The sequence below is a fragment of the Phormidesmis sp. 146-12 genome (assembly GCF_052939495.1).
This window is the reverse complement of record NZ_JBJPHS010000001.1, coordinates 51,685-78,453: the sequence shown is the minus strand read 5'-3', so window position 1 is coordinate 78,453 and position 26,769 is coordinate 51,685. Positions and strand designations below refer to the sequence as shown.

General features: G+C 47.6%; 21 protein-coding genes. 14 read left to right on the top strand and 7 right to left on the bottom strand.

Translation table 11 applies throughout. The features are described 5' to 3' along the window. The first annotated feature begins 216 nt into the window (after nt 1-216). From ACKFKF_RS00270 to ACKFKF_RS00220, 11 genes are all read left to right on the top strand, one after another. Nucleotides 217-1,650: a circularly permuted type 2 ATP-grasp protein gene (locus ACKFKF_RS00270; protein ID WP_446865855.1), complete on the top strand. Its 1,434-nt coding sequence runs from the start codon at nt 217-219 to the stop codon at nt 1,648-1,650. A 95-nt stretch (nt 1,651-1,745) separates the two neighbouring features. Then, complete coding sequence (locus tag ACKFKF_RS00265; RefSeq protein WP_446865854.1) at nt 1,746-4,322, top strand: NACHT domain-containing protein; 2,577 nt, start codon at nt 1,746-1,748, stop codon at nt 4,320-4,322. 44 nt (nt 4,323-4,366) lie between these two features. Beyond that, nucleotides 4,367-4,579, top strand: coding sequence for a hypothetical protein (locus ACKFKF_RS00260; protein ID WP_446865853.1), 213 nt, complete (start codon nt 4,367-4,369; stop codon nt 4,577-4,579). Nucleotides 4,580-4,709: 130 nt separating this feature from the next. Further along, on the top strand, nt 4,710-4,844 hold the full coding sequence (locus tag ACKFKF_RS00255; protein WP_446865852.1) for a type II toxin-antitoxin system RelE family toxin: 135 nt from the start codon (nt 4,710-4,712) through the stop codon (nt 4,842-4,844). Between the two features lie 134 nt (nt 4,845-4,978). Next, nucleotides 4,979-5,191, top strand: coding sequence for a hypothetical protein (locus ACKFKF_RS00250; RefSeq protein WP_446865851.1), 213 nt, complete (start codon nt 4,979-4,981; stop codon nt 5,189-5,191). Nucleotides 5,192-5,264: 73 nt separating this feature from the next. Then, nucleotides 5,265-5,561 carry a hypothetical protein gene (locus ACKFKF_RS00245; RefSeq protein ID WP_446865850.1) on the top strand — a complete coding sequence of 99 codons (297 nt, stop codon included), beginning with the start codon at nt 5,265-5,267 and terminating at the stop codon, nt 5,559-5,561. Then, entirely contained in the window at nt 5,554-5,925 is a 372-nt protein-coding gene (locus ACKFKF_RS00240; RefSeq protein ID WP_446865849.1) for a type II toxin-antitoxin system RelE/ParE family toxin, read from the top strand. Before ACKFKF_RS00245 ends, ACKFKF_RS00240 begins: the two co-directional genes overlap by 8 nt. A 149-nt stretch (nt 5,926-6,074) precedes the next feature. Next, on the top strand, nt 6,075-6,362 hold the full coding sequence (locus tag ACKFKF_RS00235) for a type II toxin-antitoxin system HigB family toxin (protein WP_446865848.1): 288 nt from the start codon (nt 6,075-6,077) through the stop codon (nt 6,360-6,362). Further along, on the top strand, nt 6,362-6,595 hold the full coding sequence (locus ACKFKF_RS00230; protein WP_446865847.1) for a hypothetical protein: 234 nt from the start codon (nt 6,362-6,364) through the stop codon (nt 6,593-6,595). The genes ACKFKF_RS00235 and ACKFKF_RS00230 overlap by 1 nt, the downstream gene beginning before the upstream one ends. 127 nt (nt 6,596-6,722) lie before the next feature. Next, nucleotides 6,723-7,676 carry an alpha-E domain-containing protein gene (locus ACKFKF_RS00225; protein ID WP_446859268.1) on the top strand — a complete coding sequence of 318 codons (954 nt, stop codon included), beginning with the start codon at nt 6,723-6,725 and terminating at the stop codon, nt 7,674-7,676. Between the two features lie 3 nt (nt 7,677-7,679). Then, nucleotides 7,680-8,645 (top strand): transglutaminase family protein, encoded by a 966-nt coding sequence (locus ACKFKF_RS00220; protein ID WP_446865846.1) that lies wholly within the window; start codon nt 7,680-7,682, stop codon nt 8,643-8,645. A 49-nt stretch (nt 8,646-8,694) separates the two neighbouring features. Here ACKFKF_RS00220 and ACKFKF_RS00215 read toward each other — a convergent pair whose 3' ends face one another. From ACKFKF_RS00215 to ACKFKF_RS00185, 7 genes are all read right to left on the bottom strand, one after another. Further along, entirely contained in the window at nt 8,695-9,186 is a 492-nt protein-coding gene (locus tag ACKFKF_RS00215) for a chemotaxis protein CheW (protein ID WP_446865845.1), read from the bottom strand. Beyond that, nucleotides 9,164-12,223 carry a response regulator gene (locus tag ACKFKF_RS00210; RefSeq protein WP_446865844.1) on the bottom strand — a complete coding sequence of 1,020 codons (3,060 nt, stop codon included), beginning with the start codon at nt 12,221-12,223 and terminating at the stop codon, nt 9,164-9,166. Before ACKFKF_RS00210 ends, ACKFKF_RS00215 begins: the two co-directional genes overlap by 23 nt. Nucleotides 12,224-12,240: 17 nt before the next feature. After that, on the bottom strand, nt 12,241-15,804 hold the full coding sequence (locus ACKFKF_RS00205; RefSeq protein WP_446865843.1) for a GAF domain-containing protein: 3,564 nt from the start codon (nt 15,802-15,804) through the stop codon (nt 12,241-12,243). Beyond that, nucleotides 15,801-16,340, bottom strand: a complete 540-nt coding sequence (locus ACKFKF_RS00200) for a chemotaxis protein CheW (protein WP_446865842.1) — start codon at nt 16,338-16,340, stop codon at nt 15,801-15,803. Before ACKFKF_RS00200 ends, ACKFKF_RS00205 begins: the two co-directional genes overlap by 4 nt. A 14-nt stretch (nt 16,341-16,354) precedes the next feature. Next, nucleotides 16,355-16,720, bottom strand: a complete 366-nt coding sequence (locus ACKFKF_RS00195) for a response regulator transcription factor (RefSeq protein ID WP_446859274.1) — start codon at nt 16,718-16,720, stop codon at nt 16,355-16,357. 45 nt (nt 16,721-16,765) lie between these two features. Beyond that, the gene (locus ACKFKF_RS00190; protein ID WP_446865841.1) at nt 16,766-17,941 is read right to left on the bottom strand and encodes a response regulator; all 1,176 of its coding nucleotides are present in this window, start codon (nt 17,939-17,941) and stop codon (nt 16,766-16,768) included. Nucleotides 17,942-19,472: 1,531 nt separating this feature from the next. After that, entirely contained in the window at nt 19,473-20,360 is an 888-nt protein-coding gene (locus ACKFKF_RS00185) for a hypothetical protein (protein ID WP_446865840.1), read from the bottom strand. Nucleotides 20,361-21,032: 672 nt separating this feature from the next. Between ACKFKF_RS00185 and ACKFKF_RS00180 the strand changes: the two genes are divergently transcribed. From ACKFKF_RS00180 to ACKFKF_RS00170, 3 genes are all read left to right on the top strand, one after another. Next, nucleotides 21,033-21,746 carry a pentapeptide repeat-containing protein gene (locus ACKFKF_RS00180; protein ID WP_446865839.1) on the top strand — a complete coding sequence of 238 codons (714 nt, stop codon included), beginning with the start codon at nt 21,033-21,035 and terminating at the stop codon, nt 21,744-21,746. 843 nt (nt 21,747-22,589) lie between these two features. After that, nucleotides 22,590-24,317, top strand: a complete 1,728-nt coding sequence (locus ACKFKF_RS00175) for a hypothetical protein (RefSeq protein WP_446865838.1) — start codon at nt 22,590-22,592, stop codon at nt 24,315-24,317. Next, a complete protein-coding gene (locus ACKFKF_RS00170) occupies nt 24,314-26,641 on the top strand; it encodes a tetratricopeptide repeat protein (protein ID WP_446865837.1) in 2,328 nt (775 codons plus the stop codon). Before ACKFKF_RS00175 ends, ACKFKF_RS00170 begins: the two co-directional genes overlap by 4 nt. Nucleotides 26,642-26,769 lie beyond the last annotated feature (128 nt).

The following is a 26,769-nucleotide window of genomic DNA, read 5'->3' as shown; positions in this document are numbered from 1 at the left end:
AAAATTGGCGGCTTGGGGGGCAGAAGTGCTGAACAACGCAGCGAAAAAACTTCATCGAATTGATGTCAAATAGTATCGAACTTTGTAGCTCGATCGTCGGTTCTATTCAATCTATAATCCTTGAGGGACGATGAAAAGAAAATAACGTAGTCATTGTTACAGTTTGAAGTCGGACACAATTCTATTGATTAGGGTAGCGTTAACGTTGGGCAAGCCGTGAACTTGGACGATTACGAACCTGGTGATTTTTACGATGAGCTTTTCATCACCAAAGGGCAACCTCGGCCCGAAGCCGTTCCTTTGATCAATCGGATTAACTCATTGACGATCGCAGAGCTACAACGCCGTCAGCAAGCGGCCCAAATTGCCCTGTTTAAGATGGGTGTGACGTTTAATGTCTACAGTGACAATGAGGGCACCGAGCGAATTTTTCCGTTTGATATCATTCCACGGGTCTTGTCGGGTCAAGATTGGGCCAAGCTTGAGAAGGGGTTGAAGCAGCGAATTTATGCGCTCAATCAGTTTCTTAGAGATATTTACGGCGAGCAGAAGATTATTCGAGACAGCGTGATCCCGGAGGAGTTGATTCTCTCATCTAAGGGATTCATGAAGCAGTGTCTGGGGTTAAAGCCGCCAGAAAATATTTGGTGCCATATTACTGGGACGGATCTGGTGCGCGATCGCGATGGCGAGTGGTATGTGCTCGAAGACAATTTGCGCTGTCCGTCTGGGGTGTCTTATGTCTTAGAAAGTCGGCGCGTGATGAAAAGTACGCTGCCCCTTGTCTTTAATACGATGAAGATTCAGCCTGTGGAGGAGTATCCGAGTCATCTGCTCGAAACGCTCCTGAATCTTGCGCCCAACCATTTGCCCGATCCCACCGTCGTTTTGCTGACACCAGGAATGTATAACTCGGCTTATTTTGAGCATTCTTTTTTGGCGCAGCAGATGGGCGTGGAGTTGGTCGAAGGTCGGGATCTGGTCGTGTCTGATGGCTATTTGCAGATGCGGACGACCAAGGGCTTAAAGCGGGTAGACGTGATTTATCGCCGCATTGATGATGAATACATCGATCCCTTGGCGTTTCGTCCCGATTCGCTGTTGGGGATTCCGGGCTTGATGGAGGTTTATCGTAACGGTCGATTGGGATTGGCGAACGCACTGGGAACCGGGGTCGCTGACGACAAAGTGATTTATGCCTTCGTTCCGGCGATGATTCGCTATTATTTGGGCGAAGAGCCGATTCTTTCAAATGTCCCGACTTATCTCTGTTGGGAGGCACAGCAGCAAAATCACGTTCTTGCCAATTTGGATAAGCTCGTCGTCAAAGCGGCGGATGAGTCAGGCGGTTATGGGATGTTAATCGGCCCACATTCAACCCAGGCGGAGCAAGCTGAGTTTGCCGAGAAGATCAAAGCTAACCCGCGCAAGTATATTGCCCAGCCGACTCTCGCACTGTCTCGTGTCCCATCTCTAATCGGAGATCAGTTTGAGGGTTGTCACGTCGATCTACGCCCTTATGTCCTTTACGGCAAAGAGATTTATGTCAATCCCGGTGGTCTAACTCGCGTCGCGCTCAAAAAAGGCTCTCTCGTCGTCAATTCATCTCAGGGCGGCGGCAGTAAAGATACCTGGGTCGTCTGTCAGTGAAGAGCAGCCCATGACTTGATTTCACCGCTACTGAGTCTGACTGCTACCCTAGATGCCATATTGGTAACAAGATTCGATACCTCTGAGCATTCAGTATGTTGGAATGGTTAATAACGATCGGCGCAGCGGAAATCGGTAAAGCCATCTTTGAGCAAGCTCTGAAGTTGGGGCAATCTGCCGCAGAGGACTACGTGAAGGATTTCTTGAAGGGTTGCCTCAAGGAAGGGATCACGGCTGTCAAACCAGAGGTGGCAAAAAAAGCGGTGGCAATGGCTCTAAAAGAGTTTCTGGCGATCGTGGCAGAAGAACTGGAAGATCAAGAATTATCGAGAGCAGAAATCCGCGATCGCTACGATCCAGCCCTGATTGAGTTTGTGAAAGATGAATCGGTCAAACCTCTGTTGGGCAAAGCGTTTGAAAAAGACTGTGCGGCGATTGACACGACAGCGTTAGAAACTATTTGGAAGCGATCGAGGTTGAGAGACAAGTCGTTTCCAGTTCTGCCACAGAAATTTGACTGGCAGCAAGTCGGCAGTTTGTATCTAAAAAGAGTGCGGCGAATCGTGCGAGAAATGCCGGAACTGCGATCGCTCCTAGAAACTGAACTGCTAGAAGAAATTGCTCATAACACGGCTCAAATCTCACCCGGTTTTGATGTTGCTCAATATCGAGAGAGCTTGCAGTGTAGCTATGGGCATTTGAAGCTGTATGCGATCGACAGTACCGATCAAATGGATGCGATCAAGCTCTGGAATATGTTCATTGAACAAACAGTACGAGAAGCATTACCACCAGAACTGCCGCTAGATCTAAAGCGTCAACTCCAAGCACGGGGACAATTAGAATCTGATTTGTCTCCCGAAGCTCTAAAACACTATCGACAAGCCTACTTTCAGCAACCCTCTCAGAAGGTGTTGGAGGCAGTTGCAGATTCTCAACGAGCGGTGATGCTGGGCGATCCGGGGGCAGGAAAGTCTACGCTATTGCAATATCTGGCGCTGGAATGGGTGGAGAGCAAGACTAAATTATTGCCGCTATTAATTGAGTTGAAAGAGTATGCAGTTGCGCCAGTTAATAACTTTTTAGACTTTCTGCATCGTGGGCGGGGTGTCGATTGGCAGTTTGATCAACAGCAACTTGATCAGCATTTGCAGGAACATTCAACGCTGGTGATGTTTGATGGATTGGATGAGGTGTTCGATCGCTCCACTCAATCCGCCATCATTGACGACATCATCCGCTTTGCCCAGCAATACCCAAAAGCGCAAATCTTGATTACATCGCGCATTATTGGCTATAACCCAGAACGACTACAACACGCGAATTTTCGTCACTTTACGATTCAGCCGTTAGATACTGATGAGATTCATGAATTTATCGATCGCTGGTATACCTTAGCATTAGGAAATGATGTCGATAAGCTTCGATTAGTCACACGATTGAAAGAAGCGATCGCCAACTCCAAAGCCATCCAAAATTTGGCCGATAATCCGTTGCTGCTGACGATGATGGCAATTCTAAATCGACGGCAAGAATTACCCAGCGATCGTGCTGACCTCTACGACCAAGCCTCGCGAGTGTTGCTCTATCACTGGGATGTGGATCACAAGCGATTGCAGTTACCGATGGATGCGATCGGGCGGCGCGAAAAACAGGAAATGCTTCGCCTGATTGCCTACGAGATGCAAACTAGCGAAGACGGGCTGAAAGGAAATCTGATTAGCGCCGATCGATTGACCCAAATTTTGACCAACTATTTGCGCGATCAGGGCTTTGGTGAACCGCGTGAAAAGGCGAATAGATTAATCGATCAGTTGCGGCATCGGAATTGGATTTTGTGCGATCGGGGAGCCGACACCTACGGCTTTGTCCACCGCACCTTTCTAGAATATTTCTGCGCGATGGAGATTGTTCATCGATTTGAGAAACAGCGCACTTTGACCTTTGAACAATTGCGAGATGAGGTCTTCGGTCAACACTGGCAGGATGAAACTTGGCATGAGGTTTTGAGGCTGATTTGTGGAGCGGTTGACACGAGTTTTACATGTCAGCTAGTTGAGTTCTTGATTGAAAAAAATGATGAATCGAAAGAGTTCATAAATATATTTTTAGCAAACGAATGCTTATTTCAGGTCTTCAGCAAGAAAGACGTTTTCCATTTAAGACTTAAAGCTTTTGAGAGAACAAAAAAGATACTTCAATACGTTTATGAACCTAACAGTTTAGGACACTCAGAATTCATAGGCCTTGTTAATAAAGATCCTACCGGATATTTAGAGGCTTTTTCCCTTCTGTCTGAATCAATGCGGGAAGATGAGATTGAGTTTGTACATTCCGAAGAAGTACTTGATGACACAGAGAAAAAAATGTCTCAACTACTTACCTTGGCTATCGAACATTATGCTCCATCAGTGATTCTCCTTGTGCGAGCAATTAAGTCGATTGCTTATCATTACAAAGATATTCCACACAGTTTTAAATTCCTTTTACATTGTGCAAAAGATTCAAGTAGAGATTTTAGAATAATAGTTTTGGAGAATATTATCAGATATTATTCCAACCATCCCAAAACTCTTGAACTGCTGCACGATCGCTCCCTCAGCGACCCCGACGAGCAACTCCGAAAATGGGCACAGGAGCAACTAGAAAAGATGGCAGGTGAGAGACAATAGAAACACGATCGCAGAAAGGCAAACTTAATTTAGTGGATGAAACCGTGGAAATTCAAGAACTGAAGATGTTAATCAAAGAAACCATGCGGGAAGTTTTGCGAGAGGAGCGATTGATGCTCTGCAAAATCCTGGTGCCCTATGTTGATGATGCCGAACAAGCAGAACTAGAAGCCGAGTTTGGTTCGCCCGCTGATTATAACGAAGATGAAGCGACTGATATGACAGCGTGGGTGAAGCATGGCAATCAAGCTTCGTAAACAAGCAGTCAAATTTATCGAGAAGGCTGACCCTAGCACCTTCAGCCGAATTTAAGCAAGTCTGAATCAACTGCTGATTGTTGTTGAAGAACAAAGCATCATTCCGTTTACAGAACTTGACATCAAACAGATGAAAGGGAAATGGGAAGGCTTCTACAGGCTCCGAATTGGCAAAGTTCGACTGATTTTCACAGTTGATATCGCCTCTGGTGATATCGAAGTGTATGTCATTGGCAATAGAGGTGACATTTACAAGAAAGATTAATTGCTATACCCCCGATCGCACCCATCCTAGAATCCTTAAACTGCTGTGCGATCGAGCAACTCACGGCAAGCCAGAAAACTTGCATTAGCCTGTGAAGCCATGAATCCAGTTAACTATATTTGGAGAGAAAGCCCATGACGGACTCTACCCCAACTATGAACGACACTCAACTTCGAGTCAAACCGATCGCCGCTCTCAAGAAAGAGCTAGGCATGGCAGCTACTTTACGCTTTCTAGCTTTGATCAACCAAAACTCAACCGACTCTGTAGAAATTTCTCGTCAGATTTACGAAGAGCAGCAATTGGACGAAATTTTTTCTAGAGCAAAGGAAAACTGGAAAGGTTAATTGCTTACCCATTCCAAAACTCTCAAACTGCTGCACGACGCTCCCTCAACGACCCCGACGAGCAATTGCGACAATGGGCACAGGAGCAATTAAAAATTCAAACTATAGAATTACAAATGGAGGACATGCCATGACATCTCAACTTCAACAAGCGATTAATCTCGCTCAGTCGCTTTCATTCACAGAGCAGCTTGAACTTCTAAAAACACTATCCACAATCATTCAACAAACCCATTCTCTGGAAAATCAAGCCACGCCGGAAGCAGATACAAACTTTTCAACAGAAAGCTTTCGTAACTCTTGGCAGCAAGCAGTAACCGGACAAACCCTACCTCTTTCTCAACTTTGGGAGGGTATTGAAGTTGACTGACGACGCACCCTTGGTCGAGATTAGACTGACTCCTGAGTTTCAACATAAGCTGAAAGCATTAGTCAAGAAGTATCGCCAAATTCGAGCTGATCTTCAGCCCATTCTTGAGCAATTGCAAATTGGAGTATCTCTAGGAAATCAAATTCCTGGTATTGGTTCCACAGTTATGAAGGTGAGGCTCAAAAACAGCGACAGTCAAAAAGGGAAAAGTGGTGGCTATCGTCTAATTTACTGGATCGTATCTACTGAGTTGATTGTTTTGTTAGACATTTACTCAAAGTCTGACCAGTCAGATATAGAAGTAGATGAGATTCGTCAAATCATCAAAGGATTTAACACAACTTCTGAAGAAACAAATGTCTGAAGCTTTCCTCACCAATATTCTACCCATCCCAAAACTCTCAAACTGCTGCACGACGCTCCCTCAACGACCCCGACGAGTAACTCCGAACATGGGTACAGGAACAATTAAAAATGTAAAATCAAAAATGGAGGACGCATGAGCAAACTAACATGCATGTGATGACACGCAAACGGCTTAATGAATTTGCCAAACTGCATCCAGATACAAAAAACGCTCTGGCTCAGTGGTATAAGTTCATTAAGCAAGATGAATTTGATTCATTCGTTGAACTTCGTGAACTCTTTCCATCTGCCGATCAAGTCGGGAAATTAAATGTCTTCAATATTGGAGGTAACAAAGTTAGACTCATTGCAGCGATTCATTACAATCGCAAAAAAGTTTATATTCGAGCTGTATTAACTCATGGCGAATACGATGATGATAGGTGGGAAGAATAATGCAAAACCTTAATCTAGATCAAACAATTGTTGCCTGGTCATCCATTGCAGAGACAGTTTTTGTTCCTCATACCGAACAGGAATACGATCGCCTAGTCGAACTACTTGATAGTCTGATTGATCAAGTCGGCGAAAATGAAGATCATCCCCTTGCTTCGATGATGGATGTAATCGGTGTCTTAATCGAAAACTATGAAGCTGAACACGTTCCTGAGTTAGAAGAAGTGGCGTAGCTTACGGTTTTACCCATCCCGAAACTCTCGAATTGAGGAGCGATCTCTTCAAGTTACCCGCAAGGGGTCGCGCCAACAGTCCTTTACGATAAACCAATCGGCAAAAATCTCATCTCCAACCTCTCTTATGCTTAGTCGCGTTGCTGACTCAATTTACTGGCTCAATCGTTATGTCGAACGGGCCGAAAACATTGCTCGATTCATTGATGTGAATTTGACCCTGCTGCTCGATTCGCCTTTGGGATTGGGACAACAATGGGAACCGTTGGTGATGACAACCGGAGACTTGCCCCTGTTCAAAGAACGGTACGGCGAAGCCACCCAAGAGAACGTGATCCGATTTTTGACCTTCGATCGCGCCTATCCCAACTCAATCCTGTCTTGCCTTCAGTCCGCACGAGACAACGCCCGATCGGTGCGAGAAATCATCTCCTCCGAAATGTGGCAGCAGGTTAACGCCTTTTATTTCCTGGTCAAAGAAGCCTCAGAGAATCAGTCCTTGTCTAATCTTTCTGACTTTTTTGTCGAAGTCAAACTCGCCAGTCATCTCTTTGTCGGAGTCAGCAACGCCACCATGACCCACAACGAAGGTTGGCACTTTGGGCAAATTGGACGATTTCTCGAACGCGCCGACAAAACCACCCGCATCCTCGATGTGAAATACTTCATCTTGCTCCCGTCGGTCAAAGATGTCGGCACCACTCTGGATGAGTTGCAATGGATGGCCTTGCTCAAATCAGCCAGCGCCTACGAGATGTATCGCAAACGAGGACTCCACCGCATCTCGCCCCAGTCGGTTGCAGAATTTTTGGTCTTAGAGCGAGAATTTCCCCGATCGATTCGTTTTTGCATCCAGCAAGCCGAACGATCGCTCCACGAAATCACGGGCACGCCACCGGGAACGTGGAACAGTCCGGTCGAACGCGCTTTAGGAAGATTGCGATCGGACTTAGACTACATCACGATCGACGAAATCGTTCACACTGGCCTTCATGAATTTCTCGACAATCTACAAGGACGCACTAACGATGTCGGTAAAAAGATCTTTGAGACATTCTTTGCACTGGAGCCGATCGGATAAAAAATGCGGGTTGAATCCCAGAAACACCGTCCCACCTTCAGCGATCACAAACTACCCATTTCATCCCTCATCCCTCATCCCTCATCCCTTCTCTCTTTGCTTTACCAAATCACTCACACTACCACTTACACCTACAGTCAGCCTGTGATGTTGCAGCCTCATCTGGTGCGATTGCGACCGCGATCGGATGGTTGGCAAACCCTGCAAATGTTCATGCTGACCGTCACTCCCACCCCGTTGTCTCGATCGGACATCACCGACCTGGATGGCAACACGCTGATCAAACTATGGTTTCCGCAAACGCTTACAGACTCCCTAGCGATCACAGTTCAATCACAGGTCATCACTCATCAAAGCAATCCCTTTAACTATCTGATGGAGTCTTGGGCACTCAAACTGCCGATCGACTATCCTTCCTCACTGCTCTCCCAACTTCAGCCCTATCTGATCGGACAAGGGTTAAAGTACCCCACCGCCATCGACCCGATCGCCCTGCAACTAGCCCAGGAGATTCAGCAAACCACCCAAAGCGACCCGATTCAATTTTTAGGAGAACTCAATCAGCGCATCTACCAAAACTGCCAATACATGATCCGCGAAACAGGCGCACCCACCCCACCCGGAGTCACCTGGAGCGAGAAGAAAGGTTCCTGTCGAGATTTCGCTGTTTTGTTTGTCGAAGTGTGTCGAGCGATCGGACTGGCTGCCCGATTTGTCAGCGGCTATCAAGAAGGCGATTTGGACAGCGCTGATCGTCACCTCCACGCCTGGGCAGAAGTGTATCTACCGGGAGCAGGTTGGCGAGGCTATGATCCGACGCATGGGTTAGCAGTGAGCGATCGTCACATTGCCTTAGTTGCCAGTTCCCTGTCTAGTTACGCCGCCCCCATCTCTGGTAGTTTCAAACAAACAGGCGGCATACAATCTGAGATGAAGTATCACCTGCAAATTCAAGGCCTTGGAAGTTAGACGGGGCAAGCCGAGTCTATAAGCAGAGTGAACAAACTCATCTAGTTCTTTAACCTGGCGCAAGAGCGGGAGTGGTCATGTTTAAGATTCGTTTGATGTCTAGTAGAAGAATAGTTGTTGTCGTTTCCTCCTGGGGGATGACCAGCGCATGACTCGCGATCGCTAGCACACCAGACAACGGGCTAGACTGTGGTAGTCGCTGCATGTTCTCTCTCAAAAACTCGATACAACTCGGTGGCTCAGAGACTGGAATTGCACAAAACTCTCCTGGAAAACTGTGTGCAATCAATAAAAAAGGCCGTGAGGTCGGTTCTGCTCCTAACTGCTGGTGCAAATCTAAAACTCGAACCATGTGCTGACCAATCTGCACTAGCCCCATTTTGCCGACTTTGGGATCTGTGCTGAGAGGACACCTGACCACTTGCAGAACTTCAGCGATCGGCAGCGCCAGATCATAATCCTCCACAGCAAATGCAATAAACTTCTCCGCTTTTGACTCATTTTGCATCGGTTTCAGACTATCCTCGCTCGGATACAGCATTGAGTACATTTCTGGCTAGTAGCTCTGACACGATTGCTAACAGTTTGTACTCCATATAAGGCTTGACCATATAGGCGGTTGCTCCCAATTGTGCGGCGAGTGTCTGGTGTTTTTCACCACTCTGAGACGACAGCATTAAAATCGGAATGTCTGCTAACTGAGGGATTTGTTGTCGGCTTCTCAGCAACTCAAATCCATTCATTCGAGGCATTTCAACATCACAAATGATCAAGCGAATCTCAGACTGACGTTGAAACTGCTCAAGGGCTTCATAACCATCTTGAGCTTGAAACACGCGGTGGCCCGCTTTTTGCAGCGTCAGCGTTAGAGATTCGCGAGTTGTGATGGAATCATCTACTACTAGAATGCGCGTGTCTGACCTGGTATCTGAAGCTGGGAGGTTTGGAAACGTGAACTGAGATTGAAGCAGCGATCGCTGCCTGTTTTCTGGAAGTGACGCAACCGTAGACATTGCCCAACTGTTCTCAATTCCAATGTCGCGCTGCTGATCAAACACTTTTTGCAGCAACATCGCCCCATCCATCACTAAGGCCAATCGTCCGTCAGCTAAAACAGCGGCTCCGTGCAGGTAGTTTGGTGACCCGATCATGGTTCCTAAAGGACGAATAACCAACTGTTGTTCGCCGACTAAGCGATCGACCTCTAACCCCAGCAGCGTGTCTTGGCAGCGAATCACAATCACAGGATTGACTGACTGAGTAAGAGCAGGAGACTGAAAAGGTTGGGAAGCTGGGCTTGCATCATACTCCAGAATGCTTGTCAACGAGTAGATAGGAGCGACCTTCTCATCTGTGCCTTTAGTCCAGCGGAGAAACTTACCCCCATTGCGCTCCTGAATCTGACTAGCAAGCGGAAGTAGAATTTGCTCGACGGCATCATCTAACAAAGCATAGGTTTTGGAGCCAACTTCACAGACAAACAATTGAGCGATCGTTAGACTCAGCGGAATTTGTAACCTAAACGTAGTTCCTTGATGTAGTTCAGACTCAACCGTTACTAACCCGCGCAGAGATTGTAACTGACTTCGCACAACATCCAGCCCAACACCGCGCCCAGACAAATCACTGATGTGAGACACCGTAGAAAACCCTGGCTCAAACAGTAAATCGGCTAGTTGAGTTGGATTGAGACGATGTGCTTGATCGAATGAGAGGAGTTGTCGCTCGATCGCACGTTGTCGAATCTGCTCAAAATCTAGTCCATTTCCGTCATCCTGCACGTCAATCACCAGATGCCTTCCCTGGTAGTAAGCAGCGATTTTAATCTGCCCTTTCTCTGATTTACCGCGCTGTTGGCGAACTTGGGTAGCCTCAATCCCGTGGTCAAACGCATTGCGAACTAGATGAAGCAGGGGGTCAAATAGCTTCTCAGCAACCGCCTTGTCTACCAAAACGTCGTTTCCTTGTAGTTTTAGCGAGACGGGCTTGTTGTGCAGAGTTTCTAGCTGTTGCAAAGTCTTAGGAAAGCGACCAAAAATCTCGCCCAGCGGTAGCATTCGGGCTTCGATCAAAGCACTCTGAGTAGAGGTTAGCAGTTGATGTTGTTTTTCGAGCGTTTGATTAGACTCGCGCGTTAACAAATCAATGGCATCCGCTGTTTCTGCCAACTGCACAACGTGATCCAAAATTGTCTGAATCAACGCAGCATTACTCCCATAGTCCCGCGCTAAGAAATCAGAGCGAGTTTGGTGTACCTTCCCTTTCTTAGAAGCTCTATGGGCCGCTTTAGAAGACCTTGAACGAGAAGTTGTAGGGTTCCCGGTTTGCGATTGTTTTAGCAAAGTTACCTGATGGTCAGACTGATTTTGAAGTTGGTTGAGGAGTTGTTGATGCTGCTTGATTTGGGTGAGCAGCGTTTTACTCGCAGACTGTAGTTGCTCGGTCTGGAGCACCTGACGACTTTGGGTGGTGACGAGTTCTCCGACTGAGTAATTCAGGTGGTCAAGATGTTTGACGCTCACTCGCACACTAGGAGACAGTGAAGCTGAATCTTTTTGAGACCAGGAATTGAGAGAAGTCGTCGATCGCTCTGGTTGGGAAGAAGCGTGTTCCTTGGTAGCTTGCTCACTTCTGACCTCTGATGAGGCCATGAGTTTTCCTAGCTCGATCGCTGGCTCGTCTGTCGTAGACTGCATTCCCCAGATGCTTTCTAAAAGAGGCGCGTTTGGTTCTTCGCTTAACAACTCATTGCTTTCTAGTCCAGCCTCTAGTGAGAAGGTATTCGCACGAGGCGGAAGATTTGCTAGTTGTTGTAGCTCAATCGAAGGTTCGCCCCCCTGACTGCGATCGCCCGCGAGTACAGCCGCCTGTCCTGCTTGAAAGTCTACTAACGCAGTTTGAGCGATGATCACAGACTGTTCCGGGTGATTGTCTAAAGCGGTGAGAACAGTGTGCGCGATCGCCCCAAACCCAGCTAGATTCAAAGATTCGGCTAACCCTAAGAGAATTTCAGCCTGAGTGTGCAGGGTCGTGGCAATTTTCTCAGGTGATTGACTGTCTAGCGCCGTCTTGATTTGCTCTAGCTGCTGGGTGACTCCAACTTCAAACAAAGATTGCGTCAAATCAAAGCCCAAATCAGTTGAAGTCGGCAGATAAGCCTCGTGACCAAAACAGTCTCCCAGTTTCCCTTGTAGTTGAGAAAAAATGGTGGCGGCTCGATCGAGAATTTCAGCATCATCAACCGATCTGCCTGTGAGTTGAGCCATGAGCGGCAGGCGCAGACACTCCATGCCCTCAAACAGTAGCGCTTCGGCCTCCAGATCAAGGGAGACATTGGGCTGACAGAGCGCTCTAAAGATATCCTCTAAAGAGTGAGCGACAACGGAGATAGTCTCCAAGCCTACGCTCATCGCAGCCCCTTTGAGAGTGTGGGTAGCTCTCATCAGGTTGTTGACTTGATTGATGCCCCAGTTTTCTTTGAGGCTCAACAAGCCTTCTTCGATCGCGTGCAGGAGTTCGGGGGCTTCTTGGAGAAAGTATTGATAGGTTTGCTCGCGGATGGTAGGGTCTAGGGACATGATAGAAGTCCAATATGCTAGTTGACTTTGAATTGTTCACTCTTAGATTGCAGGTCTTGAGCCGTTGCCAGGAGATGCTTAAAGGATGCAGAAATCGTCACCGAATCTTCAGAGGTTTTGTGAGCGATCGCGGCTACCTTCGACATTGTTTGGGTCACTGATTGACACTGCTGAGTCTGGGCTTGAGTGGCTTGAGTAATGCCTGTGACCAGTTGACTAATTTGAGCCGTCGCACTGACAATCTCATTTAGATTTTGCCGAGCTTCATTCACAACCGTGGTTCCTGACTCCACCTGTTGAATTCCGACCTCCATTGCAGTAGACACCTCAGCCGTGCTTGCCTGAATTTCTTGAACAAGCTGCTCAATCTCGGTAGCAGCCGTCGCAGACTGTCGAGCCAGCGATCGCACTTCATCGGCAACTACGCCAAACCCTCGCCCAAACTCCCCGGCTCGTGTGGCTTCGATCGACGCATTCAGTGCCAGTAGTTGGGTCTGAGTCGTAAAGTTACCAATCAAGCTGACAACTCTAGAAATCTTTTGAGAAGATTCGCTCAGACGCTGGAGCCGCTTGCTGGTTTCTACAACGGTTTCTCGAATGTCTTCCATCTCCTCGACAGTGCGGTCGATCGCAGCATCCCCCGCCAAAACAGTCTGGTTGGTTTGTTGGACTGCGGCTTCTACTTGCTGGGCGTTAATTTCCACTGCTCCTGTTGAGTCAACCATCGTCTGCACTTGTTGGAGAGCTTGGTCGATTGAGTGGAGTTGTTCTTGAGCTTGAGCAGTCAGCGTTGTAATAGATGTATCGCTCATTTGAGTTGTCTGGGTGACTTGACTGGCGGCAGTTTGCATCTGCATAACGATTTGTCGCAAACTGTTTAGAGTATTGTTGTAAGCATCGGCAACCGTTCCAACTTCGGTGTCTGTAACCGGAGCGCGAACCGTCAGATCACCTTCTAACGAGGGTCGGACTGACATCAAGACTTGAATGACTTCTTGCTGAAGCTGCTCTTTCGCGGTCTTCTCTTGTAGGGCTGATTCTGCTAACTGCTGCGATTGTTCTTTTAGCTGTTGGGCATAATTTCCCTGCTGGATTGCAACGCCGAGTTGAGCGGCAATCTGTTTGATAAATTCAATTTCTGTTTCTTGCCAATGTCGAGGTTCGCTGCAATGGTGAATACACAACAAGCCCCACAGTTCCCCACCTTTAAGAACGCCTACGACCAGATCGGCTTTTACTTGAAACTGGGCAAGTACTTCGATGTAGCAATCCGTTAGCCCTGCATTGTAAATGTCATCGATCGCGCAGACTCGCCCTTTTTTGTAGTGTTCTGCAAATCCATCGCCAAAACAGTGGTCTTCAACCTTAATAGACAGGGCTGAAACAAAACCGGGTTTAACACTCTCGGCGATGGTTTCTCCGATCGTGTAGCCAGATTCAGGGTAGAGCTTGAACAGAGCAACGCGATCGACTTCCAAAAAGCCTCGAATCTCTCTAGCAGTGGTCTTGAAGGTCTTCTCTAAATCAAGCGACTGCCGAATTTGCTCAACCACCTTGGCGGTAAACTGTTGCTGTTCGACGGCTCTTGCCAACTGTTTGGCTTGAGTTCGCAGTTGTTCGATGTACTCCGCCTGTTGTAAGCTAAACCCAAAAGGAGCCGCCACGCGCATCATTAGCCGAATGTCTTCCTCTTCCCAATGTCGCGGCTTGCTATTTTGAAACGCCGACAGTAGCCCCCAAAGCTCTTGCCCGTGGAAAATAGAAACCACCAGACAAGCTTTAACGCTGTAGTTCTCTAAAGCTTCTATATGGCAGTCGGTGAGACCTGCATTGTAGATATCATCGATCACTAAGGGTTCGTTATTGAGAAATCGACCGCCTTTGTGTTCCTGAAGGTAAGGGTCTTCCCAACCACTCCCGACCAGTTGCGGTAAGCCTTTAGCCTCTGATTCCGCTACAAAGTCGCCAAAAAAGTCTGAGCGAAACTTGTAAATCGTTACCCGCTCGACATTGAGAAGTCTGCGAATCTCTTGAGTGACCGTCTTGAAGATGGCATCTACTTCCAGGGTTTGGCGCAGTTTGTCGATGACATCGGTGATTGCTTGCCCATGTTCGATTTCCCGGTTTAACTGGATGGATTGCGATCGTACTTGCTCCAAAGATTCTGCTTGTCGAAGTGCCAGCCCAAACTGCTGACCAACTTGAACCAGCAAACTGACATCAGTCGGCTCCCAATGGCGTGGTTTTGAGTTTTGGTAGGCAGCCAGCAAGCCCCACAGGGTGTCTCCATCAAAGATTGGGGCAATGGCATAAGCTTTGACTTCAAACCCTTCTAGAATCTCAATGTGACAGGGACTGTGACCTGCGTTGTAGATATCGTCAATGGCGATCGATTCATGGTTGCGATAACGGCCGCCCTGCGTCTCTTGCATGTAGGTATCATTCCAGGCGGTTTCCAGATTAAGTCCGACCAGTGCAGTCCAGGTTTTGCCTACTGATTCTGAGATAAACTGACCTGTCCAATCAGGGTTAAAGCGATAGACAGCGACGCGATCGCACTTCAACTGCTGCCGAACTTCGTGAGTCGTCGTCTGAAAGACACTGGACACATCCTGAGACTGGTGAATCTTATTGATAACTCTTGTAATAATCCGGTCTTGCTCAACTTTCTTTTGCTTTTGGGCCCGCGCGACGACAGGCTGAAGATGGAGTCTCAGTTCTTTAGCAATTTGGTTAAGTCGATCTAGTTCAAACGCTTGCCATTTGCGCGAGTCAGCACAGCGTTGAGCAACTAATAACCCCCAGAGCTGCTCCTCGACCCAGATTGGGAAACTAAGACTAGCTTTCACCTGAAACCGTTCTAGTAGCTGAAGCTGATGAGGAGTTAGAGATTCTTGATCCTCTAGAGCAATAAAGGCTTGCTGTTGATAATCTTGTGCTTGTTTGGCTCCAAACGCGATCGCAGGTAAAAACTCTTTCAAACTGGGCGTGTAGCCGTTAACCATCGACTCAGCTAACACAACACCCTGTTGGTTATTTTCAAAGCGATAAATCAGTACTCGATCGGTTTGCAAACATTGTCGAGCCGCAGACACAGTAATTTCAAATAGATGCTCTACTGCTTCAGCATGGCGCATCTGGTCAGCAATGTTAACTAACCAACTCAGAGCAGAGTGATCAGCGTTTTCGGTCAGTGTCTCGCCGCTATGGATCGAGTTTGGCATTGGATGAATCGTCTCGTAGGTAGGTGGGTGGATAATCTCGTAACTAGGATTGTGACTTGATTCAGATTGCTCTAGTTTTTGCATGATTGTTGGTGTCTGTGCATCATCGTCTAGTTGAGAAAAATGGGAAACTTCCCCTTCCTGAGCAGTCAAACTTGCATCAGCCCGCTCACGGTGTGAATCATCGAGATCGTCTAGTTGAAAAGTGTGGGAATCAGCTTCCAGCCTTATTTCCTGGGTAGTCAAGCTGACATCAGGGTGTGTATCAGTCACGTCTGGCACTTGTGAGGGGTCACTACCCACAAGTTGCCTCACAAATCGGACGGTTGGAGAAGCGGATAAAGCAAAAAACTTCAACCCTCTCCGCCTGGGTGTTTTTTCCATAGGGGGCAATGAACAATGGTTTTGAGATCTAAGACCGCATCGCTGCACCCAGGTAGCGTACCTTGAACAAGAGGCAATAGCTTAGGCGGAAATAACCCGATCGTCGCTGGCTGGAGTTGCTGGAGATCGTGTAGCTGAATGTCATCGACTTGGGGAACTGCAAGCCCGATCGACTGATGATTGATCTGAATCACAATGACCGAGATCGCATCCAACGAGTGCGCGAATAGCGGAGAGGGGTAACCCACAAAGTTATTAAAGTCTACTAGCCAAAGCATTTCGCCTCGCCAGTTACAGATTCCCATTACACAGTCTGGCATTTCGGGAACGGGTAAAATTCCTGAGCGATCGAGACTGAGAATTTCTGTAATTTGTTCTAGAGGCAGGAGCACACTATCTTGAGTCCCCAGAGGAAAGCAGAGCAGCCGTTGACGAGTGTCTGGAGGAGGAGGCGCTAAGAGTAGCGCGCTCAGGTTACTGATGGTAGGTACTAAATCAAAGGATTGCATTGTAGAGTGGCTTCCTAAACAGCCGTTAAACGAAGGATGATGTTCGTAAACTCTTTCTGGTCTACAGGTTTAGGGAGGTAAGCATCAGCCCCCAACATGGCTCCCCACATCTTATCGACATCCGTTCCTTTGGTTGAGCAGATGACGACCGGGATTTGTGAAGTACTCGCCTGTGTCTTCAGTTCGCGGCACAACTCAAACCCGCTTTGACCTGGCAAGATCACATCGAGAATAACCAGATCTGGTTTATTTAAGCCAAGCTTGATTCGAGCCTCTTCACAGCTAGTCACACTAATTACTGCTAACCCTGCTTGTTTAAGGTAGTAGGTGAGCACTGTGGTTTCTGTCAAACTATCTTCAACTAAAAGGATCGTAGTCATGAGCAATGTTCTCGTAATACAACGTTCTTCAAATCGGCACCCTGATTAGAATGTTACGGAGGAAACTGATAAATGCTGCCGTAATGCAGATAGCACTTTGTCTGACTCGATCGGCTTTGCCAAAAAGCCCGAAGAGCCAACAATTTTTGCGCGCACGCGATCGACAATCCCGTCACTACTCGTGAGAATAATCACTGGAGTCTCTTTAAACGCTGAGATGCGACGAACTTGGGCACACACTTCATAGCCATTGGCGACTGGCATGAGTAAGTCCAAAAAGATCAGGTCAGGTTTGTGTTCTAGTAACATTGGTAGCGCCTGTACTGAATCGCGAATGTTGATGAACCGATAGCCAGCCGGGATTAGAATGCGCTCCATTGTTGCACTATCAAATCGGCTGTCGTCAATGTAGGCAACCAAAGGCCCTTTACTAGGCTTGACCTGAAAGGCGATGTCGTTGACCAGCGTTAGCCCCATCATCCCTTGAGTAACGTGGGGCATGAGAGACTGTGTTAAGGGCACCAGGGGTTGTTTTAGCTTGATAGCCAAGTCCCGTAGTGTCCAACTGCCATCGGCAAACGTAGAGAGGTTGTGGTAGGCAAGTAGAGACGTTTGCTGTCGCAGTCCCTCTTCGTCCCAGATAATCGGAGCCAGGTTAGGGGAAAAGTTAACCAAGCCTGCTTGTTGCCAGATTGCCCAGGCTTTTTCTGCGTGCTGCCAGGCCCGGTCAGCTTGAATCGAAACCAATGTTGAATGAATGAGTTCTTGAGGGAGTTTGTTGTAGTAGTCCAGCTTCATTGCTGAAGGTTGATGGGGGTGTTGTTCTGCCTGAATGACATCAAACAGGATCTCTAGAATGTTACCTCCGACGATCGCTGCCAGCGTTCCTTGCTGAATTTTTCCCTGTTTTACCTGGTTGATCAGAGATTTATAGTCCCAGTGCTGAGGACGGCCTGTTTGTTGTTCAAAAGAGTCAGCGACTAAATGCGGACAGTGCTGATAGAGTTGTCGATTCCAACGGCGCAGCGGATGCATTTCACCAGCACTCCAGGTTAGACAACCCAGTCGAAAAAACAAACTCCACATGGCTCCCTCGCTATTAGGAGCACTCAAGTCGAGCCGCCCTGAGATTTTCTCACGAGTAAAAATTTGAATATGTCTTGCTAGTTCATCAGTCGTCTCCACTTTGTAAGTTGCGATCGGAGGCTCTATCGATTTCACAGAGGAGGGAGTAAACATTGTTAAGAGAAAGTTTTTGGATGTGATAGAGACTCAGCGCCCCAAAAACAGCAGGGCTGGAGCAAAAGAATTTTGAAACTATGATTCTTGAGATGGATGGTGAAAACTTGCCCCAAAGCAAATCGGAACAATCAAGATTTTTGGGAGTTCCTTCTATTAAAATCGCCTCTGCCTTCAAGCCTGCCGTGTACACACACGTTGATCGATCTGTCATTACTGAGATCCTTCGTCCCCTAAATCCCCCACAAGTGAGGGACTTTGAGCCGTCGTCCTGGCTTTGAACTTTGGAAATCTTTCCTTGGTCAAAGTCCCCCAGAATGGGGGATTTAGGGGGCTGAAGCCGACTAAAACGAAGCGACAACGACTTGTGTGTACACGGTAGGACTTTAAGCAGGAACCGAATTCACTGTCTCCTTTTGTAAGGGGATCTAGTAGATTCTGTTATCAGCCGAACTTTCCAAACAGATGCTCAGGATGCTTTTCTGCATTATTGAGTTAGTTATGAAGGGATGTCTCTAGCCGTAACTACTTTCGTCAAAGGCACACGATCGACGTTTAATCTTGTCTGTGGTAGCTGCATCGATGTAAACACCCTGGTAGAGTTTCGGTGGCTTTAGGTGTTTGAGTCAAAATCCTTGTAGTGGTAAAAGCCCTTAGTTCCCTGAAAATCTCGTTCCAACAGCCAGGGTTGAATTCTCTAAAATCTAAGTTACCATCATTCTTGCTATTTTCTCTCAAAATTTCCAGCATTTTTGCTGAACTTCATACGCCGTTGTTAGTATTTTTCTAGCACCTTTATAACAACTCAACAATGATTAGTATCTCTACTGAACTCCAGCCCAACTTCAGGAAAAACCAATCTTTATTTGAGAAGAGACTTGATGTGCAATCAGGATTAGTCGATCGCAAATAATCATTTTTAGTAGGACACTCATGAGATTCGCCTAGCCTCTTAAAAAGGGGGGAAACTGGATTCAAAGCTCGATCGCAAACAACCACTTTCAGCAAAACACACCACTAACGTTTGAAAGCGGTGCGTTTCACAAAGCTCAATGTAACCCAGTCTTTGGGCTTACTAAGGATCGTGGATTAAATAACTCCGAAATTTCACCCTCACCCTAGCCCTCTCCCCAAGGAGAGGGAACAAGAGATCTGGCTCCCTTCTCCCTGGGGCTACCGTGTACACACAAGTCCGGAATCGCTTCGTTTCAATCGGCTTCAGCCCCCTAAATCCCCCATTCTGGGGGACTTTGACCAAGGAAAGATTTCCAAAGTTCAAAGCCAGGACGACAGCTCAAAGTCCCCCAATTTTGGGGGATTTAGGGGGCGAAGGGTCTCGGCAATGACGGATCAATCAACTTGTGTGTACACGGTAGCCCTGGGGAGAAGGGTTGGCGAGGGCTTCGCCCCACTTCGTGAGGAGGGCGATCCGAGGCTCTACAATTGTCGAAGTTATTTAAGTCTCATTCCTAAATTTACAGTTCTTAGGAGATTTCTGGCAATTACTACAAGCTCAAAGGACAAACTTTTGATTTGCCTGAGCTTGCCAAGTCCAAATCGCATACCCTCGCTTGGTGTTAGTCATAATGACCCGCTGATGTAAGTCAGCTAACAAGGCTGCAACTTTGAGTGCATTCTCGCGCGTCTTCTCTAACTTGACGAGGCAATAAGACTGGTCATCAAACAAGATGGCAAACTGATAACGGGAAGAACCAGGCAGGGTCACACGATGAGTCTGGTAGGGTGGCTGTAATTCTAAAATTGGCATCTCGATCGAGGGTTGAGCAACCGATCGAGACCCATTCTGGGCAAAACTATGGCGTTCAGCGACGACCCCTTCGGTCTGTGAGTGGGAGGCTGCTGAATTAGAGGTTACTGCGTTAAAGACTGGTGAACGGAAGAAGGCAACATCATTCCAGCTAGTTGGCTCAGCTTGGGGAGCAAGGACTGCAACATCAGAAGATTCGTCTAGAACAATCGTTGGTGGCAAGTCTAGATTAAAGGTTTCTGGTAGGGCAGTGTCTTTTTCAGAATCGAGGAAATCATTAGCGAGGAATGAAGGTGTGGCAACCTCTTCTGTCGTCACAAAATGCTGGGTGACCTCAAATTGCTGCAACTTTTCTTGAATTTTTGTTTGAAACTTATACCACCTTCTGAGCATTTCAATGGTGGCTATTCCAGACGCGACACTCAAAATAATAGACACCCCAACATGGCGAATCGCAAGTTCCTTACGCTCATTTGTTAATAGCCGCTGAACAGTGCCCTCCTGCGATGGGGTTGTTTCGGCTAAAAAGAGCGTTGACTGCCTCGATGTCAATGTGAAGATTAATCCCGAAAAAGTAGCACAAGCAACTAAAATGCCAGGCAACAGGAATTTCTTAAATAAGGACTTGTCCATGATGGGTGATTCACATAAGGAGGCATTGAGAGGGAGTCAATAGCGCGATGGAGATGAATTTGAAGTTGCACATTGCATTAAATCGCAAAGTAGAACTAAATTGAAGACGCTCCGTAATCCTGCATGATAGATGGGTAAAGGGTTCTACCTTCAGGTTAATTAAGCTGACCTACTTTAAATTTGAGCACAGAGATAATATTTTTTTCAGAAAGACACTCTCAAAGTTACGAACCCATCTTGCAATAGTCCGGAGGATTTTGAGAGAAACCGGAACCTCCCAACAAAAAAAGAACTTTTTGCAAGCACAGGTTACCTCGATCGCGTTAGAAGACTCGACCAATGCATCCACTAGAAAGGTTGAATTGCGTTCAATGCTCTACTATGTAAAACACAGCTTAAAGAACACAAACCCGTTAGACAAACTGTTCAATTATAAAATTTCCTTGTGTTAGCCCTGCTGATCAGGGTTACTAGCTTGTTTTTAGATATAGTGAAAGCAGTTTTTCTCAGTGTCTTGTTGGTGCCTTCTACTGAGTAGACTTCCTGGAATCTGAGAAGACCAGCCTGTTCTGCTGAACCCTAATGAAACTTTTCAAACCTCCTCTAATATCGTTCAAGCCATCTTGCGATCGAAACCTTTGCCAGTTGAGAGCTTAGTGTTGGGTAAAATTTATGACTTCACGTTTTCTGTTCGTTGCACTCATCTTGCTGACCACTTCAATATCAGCAGCATTCTGGTTGCGACGATCGCTCGATCAAACACTGGTTGCCCAGCCAGTTGACTCCTCTGTGGTACAGTCATCTGCTTCCACGGTGGCCCCCACTAAAGCGGCGAATCGGCAGACGCTGTTAGACACTAATCAATGTATCGGTTGTGATCTGAGTGGCGTTGATTTGAGTGGCTTGAATTTAACCAACGCTAATTTGAAAAATGCAAACTTAGCAGGAGCCAACTTTAGTCGCAGTCAATTTAGCAACGCTATTTTGAGTCATGCTAACCTGCGAGGTGCCAACCTTCAGAACGTCAATTCTCAAGGGGCAGATTTTCGAGAAGCTGATTTGACGGGTGCCAATGTCAATCGATCGCAGCTTCTCAACATCAACCTGACGAAGACGATCCTCAAAAATACAACATTTGTGAACACTGAATTGCGCGATGCAAACTTTAGACGGGCGCGATTTGATCAGACTAATTTGCAGGATGCAAGCCTATACGGAACGATATTAATTGAAGCCAAACTAGTTAATACTAATCTCAAGGGTGCAGATATTCGCTATGCCAATTTTCACAAAGCACAGCTTGTTGACACTGATTTGAGCAACTGTTGGATCGATTGGACAATCATGCCAGACGGGTTGACGTACCACGGGACGACTCCGTACTAGAACTCCGGAGTTAAACTAGTCGCTTTATCTGATCTTCATAATAATCATTGATTTTCATTAATGTCTCACAAACCAGTCCTATTGAGGTAATGAATTCAGTAACATGTCGGATGCAAGTGGGTGGTACTACTGAAGGGATTGACCCAACGTTTGTTCGTTGACGAATGCAACCATTTTGAAGCTTTGATCAGGTGCAGATGTTCCTGATGTGCAATCATTTATGCGGATTAGTGAAATAAATGTCACCTCAAAAGTCTAAACACCTTTGGGCGGTTAGCAACCGATGTGATAATAAGTCTGCATCAATACTTAGCAGGGCTTTAATCCTCTATAGGTAGCATATCTTTTGAATCAGTCCAACCAGGGTTCGCAAATCATTCGTTTTAGTGTGCTTGTACCGATTTAATGGGCTTGTACCGACAATCTAGGCTGCTGATTGTGTCGGTTCAGAAAATCAGGGGCTTCAGATTTTTAGTTGCACGTCATCCTGGCTAAAGTTGCAGTGTTCACCCGCGCTATTATTACCCCAGTTGTTGAAAATACATGGATTTTGTAGCCTACCCTCCGTAACTGCCATCAACCGCAGAGTTTTGTGAGCAATGCTCACCTGATCAGGACTGCACTTTCTATGATTGCTGGGTTAATGACCAAATCTGAGTTTGTCAACCTAAATCCCTGCTGATCCGGCATTTTAGCTTGAGAGAAACCGTCTCTCTGCAAAAAACGCCAAATTTCTTGTACGTCAAATTCACTGACTTTTAGATGACACACATCCAGAATTCAGTTCTAACGATCGGTTCTAAATAACTGATTGTGTGTGCCATGCCATTTTGAGGAGAAAGTATGTATTCTCAGGTTAAACGCTCGATTCACGCTAGCAGGCTGAATCGGTTATTGTGGCTTAGAGCAGGTGGGCTATTAGCGCTCACGGGAGCGGGGATTAGTGGATTGAGTGAGCCAGTGTTGGCAACGCTGCCGCCGGAGCTGGTAGAAGATGCGCCTTTGATCAATCCAGCGAGTCTGACTAACCATCTTGGCAGTGAGAAATTCGCTAGCTTCTCAGATGAGGTGACTAGTCCGGATTCTGTTGCGTCTATTTTGCCTGACGAAACAGCGATCGCCAATGCAGAATCTCCACCTTCGATCGTCCAATCCCAGAACAGCCCAGCCACGCCATTTACTCGATCTCAGTCCGTTTATAAACAAAAGAATGATTCATTAGATAGCGCTAAGTTAGACAATCCCAGGCTAGACACCAGAGTGATGGCGACCTATTCGAGTCGGCCTGATTCTATGTTTGGGGCAGTCATAGAGTCACGCGGTAGCTTGCCACAGACAGAATTAGACCTGGCGCAGGGCGATGTTCGAGGGATGGGAGAGTCGAGGTTGATGACACTGCCGCCAGAGCGATCGACGAGTGCGCCTTGGGTCGATTCCGCTAATATGACAAGCTATGTTGGCAGTGAGCGATTTGTCGGGTTCTCAAATGGTGCAGATTCCACAGTATCTAGCTTGCCTGATGGTTCAATGTTGGCTCAAGCCAGTTCAGAACCGTTGCCTTCAGCGGATGTCCGACGGCAGGGAAGCGCAATTTTGGGACGGCCCTCGATTCAACTACAGGGCGTTTTCAAACAGGAAGGAAGTGAATCGTCAGCGAGAGCCAGGGTAACAGGAACCTATGCCATTACGCCTCATTCTATGTTTGGGGCAGTCGTGGATCTGACAACTGGCAATGCTTTTGCTGATTCACCCCGAACGGGATTAGACCTCAACGAGTTGTACTTCGCCACCTCGCCTGCCAACCTGCCAGAGTTGCGGTTTGTGGTGGGACTAATGGATTTAACCTCCTACTTCGATCGCAACAGTTTCGCCAAAGATGGCGCGAGTCACTTTTTTAATCTAGCGTTTCAAACCAATCCAGCTTTAAGTGCGGCGGGAGTTTCATCGCGGATTGGAGTGCTGGCCAACTGGAATCTGACCGACAATATCGAAGTCAAGGCGGCAACCTTTTCGGCGAACCGCGACTTGAGCCAGTTTGCTTTAGATAGCTTTGCGGGAGAGTTGGGAGTGCGGTTGGGGCCCGCTATCATTCGGGGCACCTATGTATCTTCTAGAGATGCTGGACGGCGGACGGGGTTTCGGGAGATTTTTCAGTTTCCTCGCGACGATGGTTTTGGGTTAGCCAGTGGCGATCGAGAGACTGCTTACGGAATCAATGCAGAAGTTTATATCCCACAGTTAAAAATGGGCTTATTTGGGCGCTATGGGCGCTATGACAACATGACGCTGGGGCAGGGCGGTGATACCTTCAGTTTTGGGGTGACCTGGCTAGATTTGTTTGGACGAGACGATCGCCTGGGGATTGGCTACGGACGACAGTTATCCAACGAAGATCTGCGTCGCGATTCGGATGCCAAAGTTCCGGATGTCTTAGAGGTCTATTACGACCTGCGAGTGTCTAAGTTTTTGCGGGCTGGGGTGATGGTTCAACAACGAAATGAATTCTCAGAAACGGTGGTTGGGTTTCGCTTGAGAACAGAGTTTGATGTGAGTCCACGGGGGAGAAGATGAACAATATCAAAGACGTTATCAAAGACGTTGAGCATCAAAAGACTCAATCTACTAGAGAGAAGATTGCACCGTCTGGTCAGCTTTCCTGGCTCAATTATCGATTGTTGAGTGTTGCGATCGCGAGCATTCTAACACTGGGCACCGTCACTCCAATTCTGGCTCAACCCGCAAGTCCTGGTTACACCTTATTAAACAAAGGTTGGGTGGATCAAGCGATCAAAGCCTTTGAGCAAGCTTTGCAAAGGAATCCTCGATCGCTGGATGATCGGTTGGGGTTAGCGATCGCTTATCAAAAAGCTGGACAGGATGCCAACGCCTGGAACGCTTATCAGCAGGTATTACAGTTAGATCCTCAAAATCGCGCTGCCTTGACCGCTGTAGGCATTCTGGGAAGCTATCGTCCGGTTTGGCAGGCAAAGGGAATCGAAGCCCTGACGACGCTGTTAGCGCTAAATCCGAACGATGATCAAAGTCGATCGCAACGGGCGCTACTACTGGGCTATCAGGGCCGATTTACCGAAGCGATCGCAGATTATCAACTGGTGCTGCCCCGCAGTCCTAAACCAGAGGTGATTTTGGGAGCCGCGCAAATCTACACGTTTAGCGGTGATTATCAGGAGGGATTGAGGCTATTTGATCGCTATCGCAAACTCGGAAAAACGGTGCCAGATAATGCGCTACCTGCCTATGCGACAGCCCTCCGCGAAACGGGCAATCCAGCCGCCGCCGTTCAGCTTTTAGAATCCCGGTTGACCGCAACATCCTCTGCCGAACTGCGAACCTCTTTAGCTTTGGCGTATCAGTTCGCAGGTAACTCCAATCGAGCCGCAGAAGTCTTAGAACCGCTCCGCACCGACCCCCAGGCAACCCTGCCATTAGCAAGAGCGCTGAGTACGATCGCTCGTCAAACCGGAGATACTACACAACTTCGGCAAGCGATCGACCTGTATCGTCTGGCGCTAAAGCAGGAGGCTAGTCCATCTAGGGGGCTAGCGATCGAATTTGCAGATGTGTTGAGTGAACTGCCAGACACCCGCGCCGAAGCATTGCAGCGTTATCAGCAGATTGCTCAACCGGATCTCAGTCTGACCATCAAACAATTAGGCTTACAGCGACAGCTAGGAACCATCAATCGGCGTGAATTGAGCCAGCAGTTAAAGAGCTTGTTGCAACCCTTACCCACGAGTGTCGCAGAGCAGCAAAGCCTGGCACGATCGCTGGCGCAGTTAGAAGCTCCGGATGCTGACCTGTTGCCTGTTTATCAGTCCCTACTAGAGAATCGTGTGGATGTGCCATTTCTCAACTATCGAATTGCTCAAATGCTGTTGCAAACGGGCGATTTTGGGGCAGCTAAGGGAGCGATCGCAGCCTATCAGCGCAGTGCGATCGGGGCGCAGGATCTCACGACTGAATTGCTACTAGCTGAAGTTGAACGACGGGAAGCAAAACTAGATGTCAGTGCTCAACGCTACGAAGCCTTAGTTGCTCGTAATCCCAAAGCGACAATTCGCAGACAGGCTCTACTCGGATTAGCTGGCATTCGACAGCAGCAGGGACGGTTTGACGAAGCGATGCAGGCGTATGACCAACTATTGATGCTAAACCCGCAGGATGAGCAGATCAGGCTGGGTCAGGTTGGGCTGGCTTACCGCGCTCGTCGGATTACTCAAGTAGACGCAGAAGCTGCATTAAATCAATGGCTGAGTCGATCGCAAGCTCAACTGAGTGATCCCCCCCCTGAGTTATTCAGCTTAGTCGGCGTTTTACCTGCTGCTCCCCAACGAGAAGACCTATACAATACCTTGCTGGCGATTGATCCTGATAACTTAGCCATTCAGCGGCGATTGATTCAAGTGTTAGCGATGCGCGATCCGGCACAGGCAAAATCCCGCGTTAGTCAGATGATTGAACGCAACCCTGACAGTATCACTGCTTACTTTATCCAGGGTGAACTAGGCGAACAGTTGCGCGATCTCAATCTGGCGAGTCGTGCTTATGAAACTATCGTGCAGCGTCAGCCTGACAACTTAGATGCACTGAGTGCTTTGGGTGGAGTGCGCTTTCAACAACGGCGATTAAACGAAGCCAGACTACTGTATCGCAAGATTCTAGCGCTGAAACCAGATTGGGAGACCCGACGGATTCTAGCTGAAATTGATCTGGCCCAAGATCAAGCCTTCTCGGCCCTTCACCAGTTGCGAACTATCCAAACTGAACGAGCGGCGAAAGCAACACCAGATTCTCAGCTATCCGATCGCATTATCCAGCTAGAAGTCGATCGCCTCAAGCGACGAGGATTTCAACCCGCCTGGGAACGGTACTAGGAATGGCAATTTGACCTGTGGCGACTTCTGTCTAATTGTTTGTGGTTCGGTGATGTCGAGGGTGTATGGATTGTGGAATGAAGGTGACTAACAGAATGAATGTGATATCAGGTATGGGGTTGAGACAG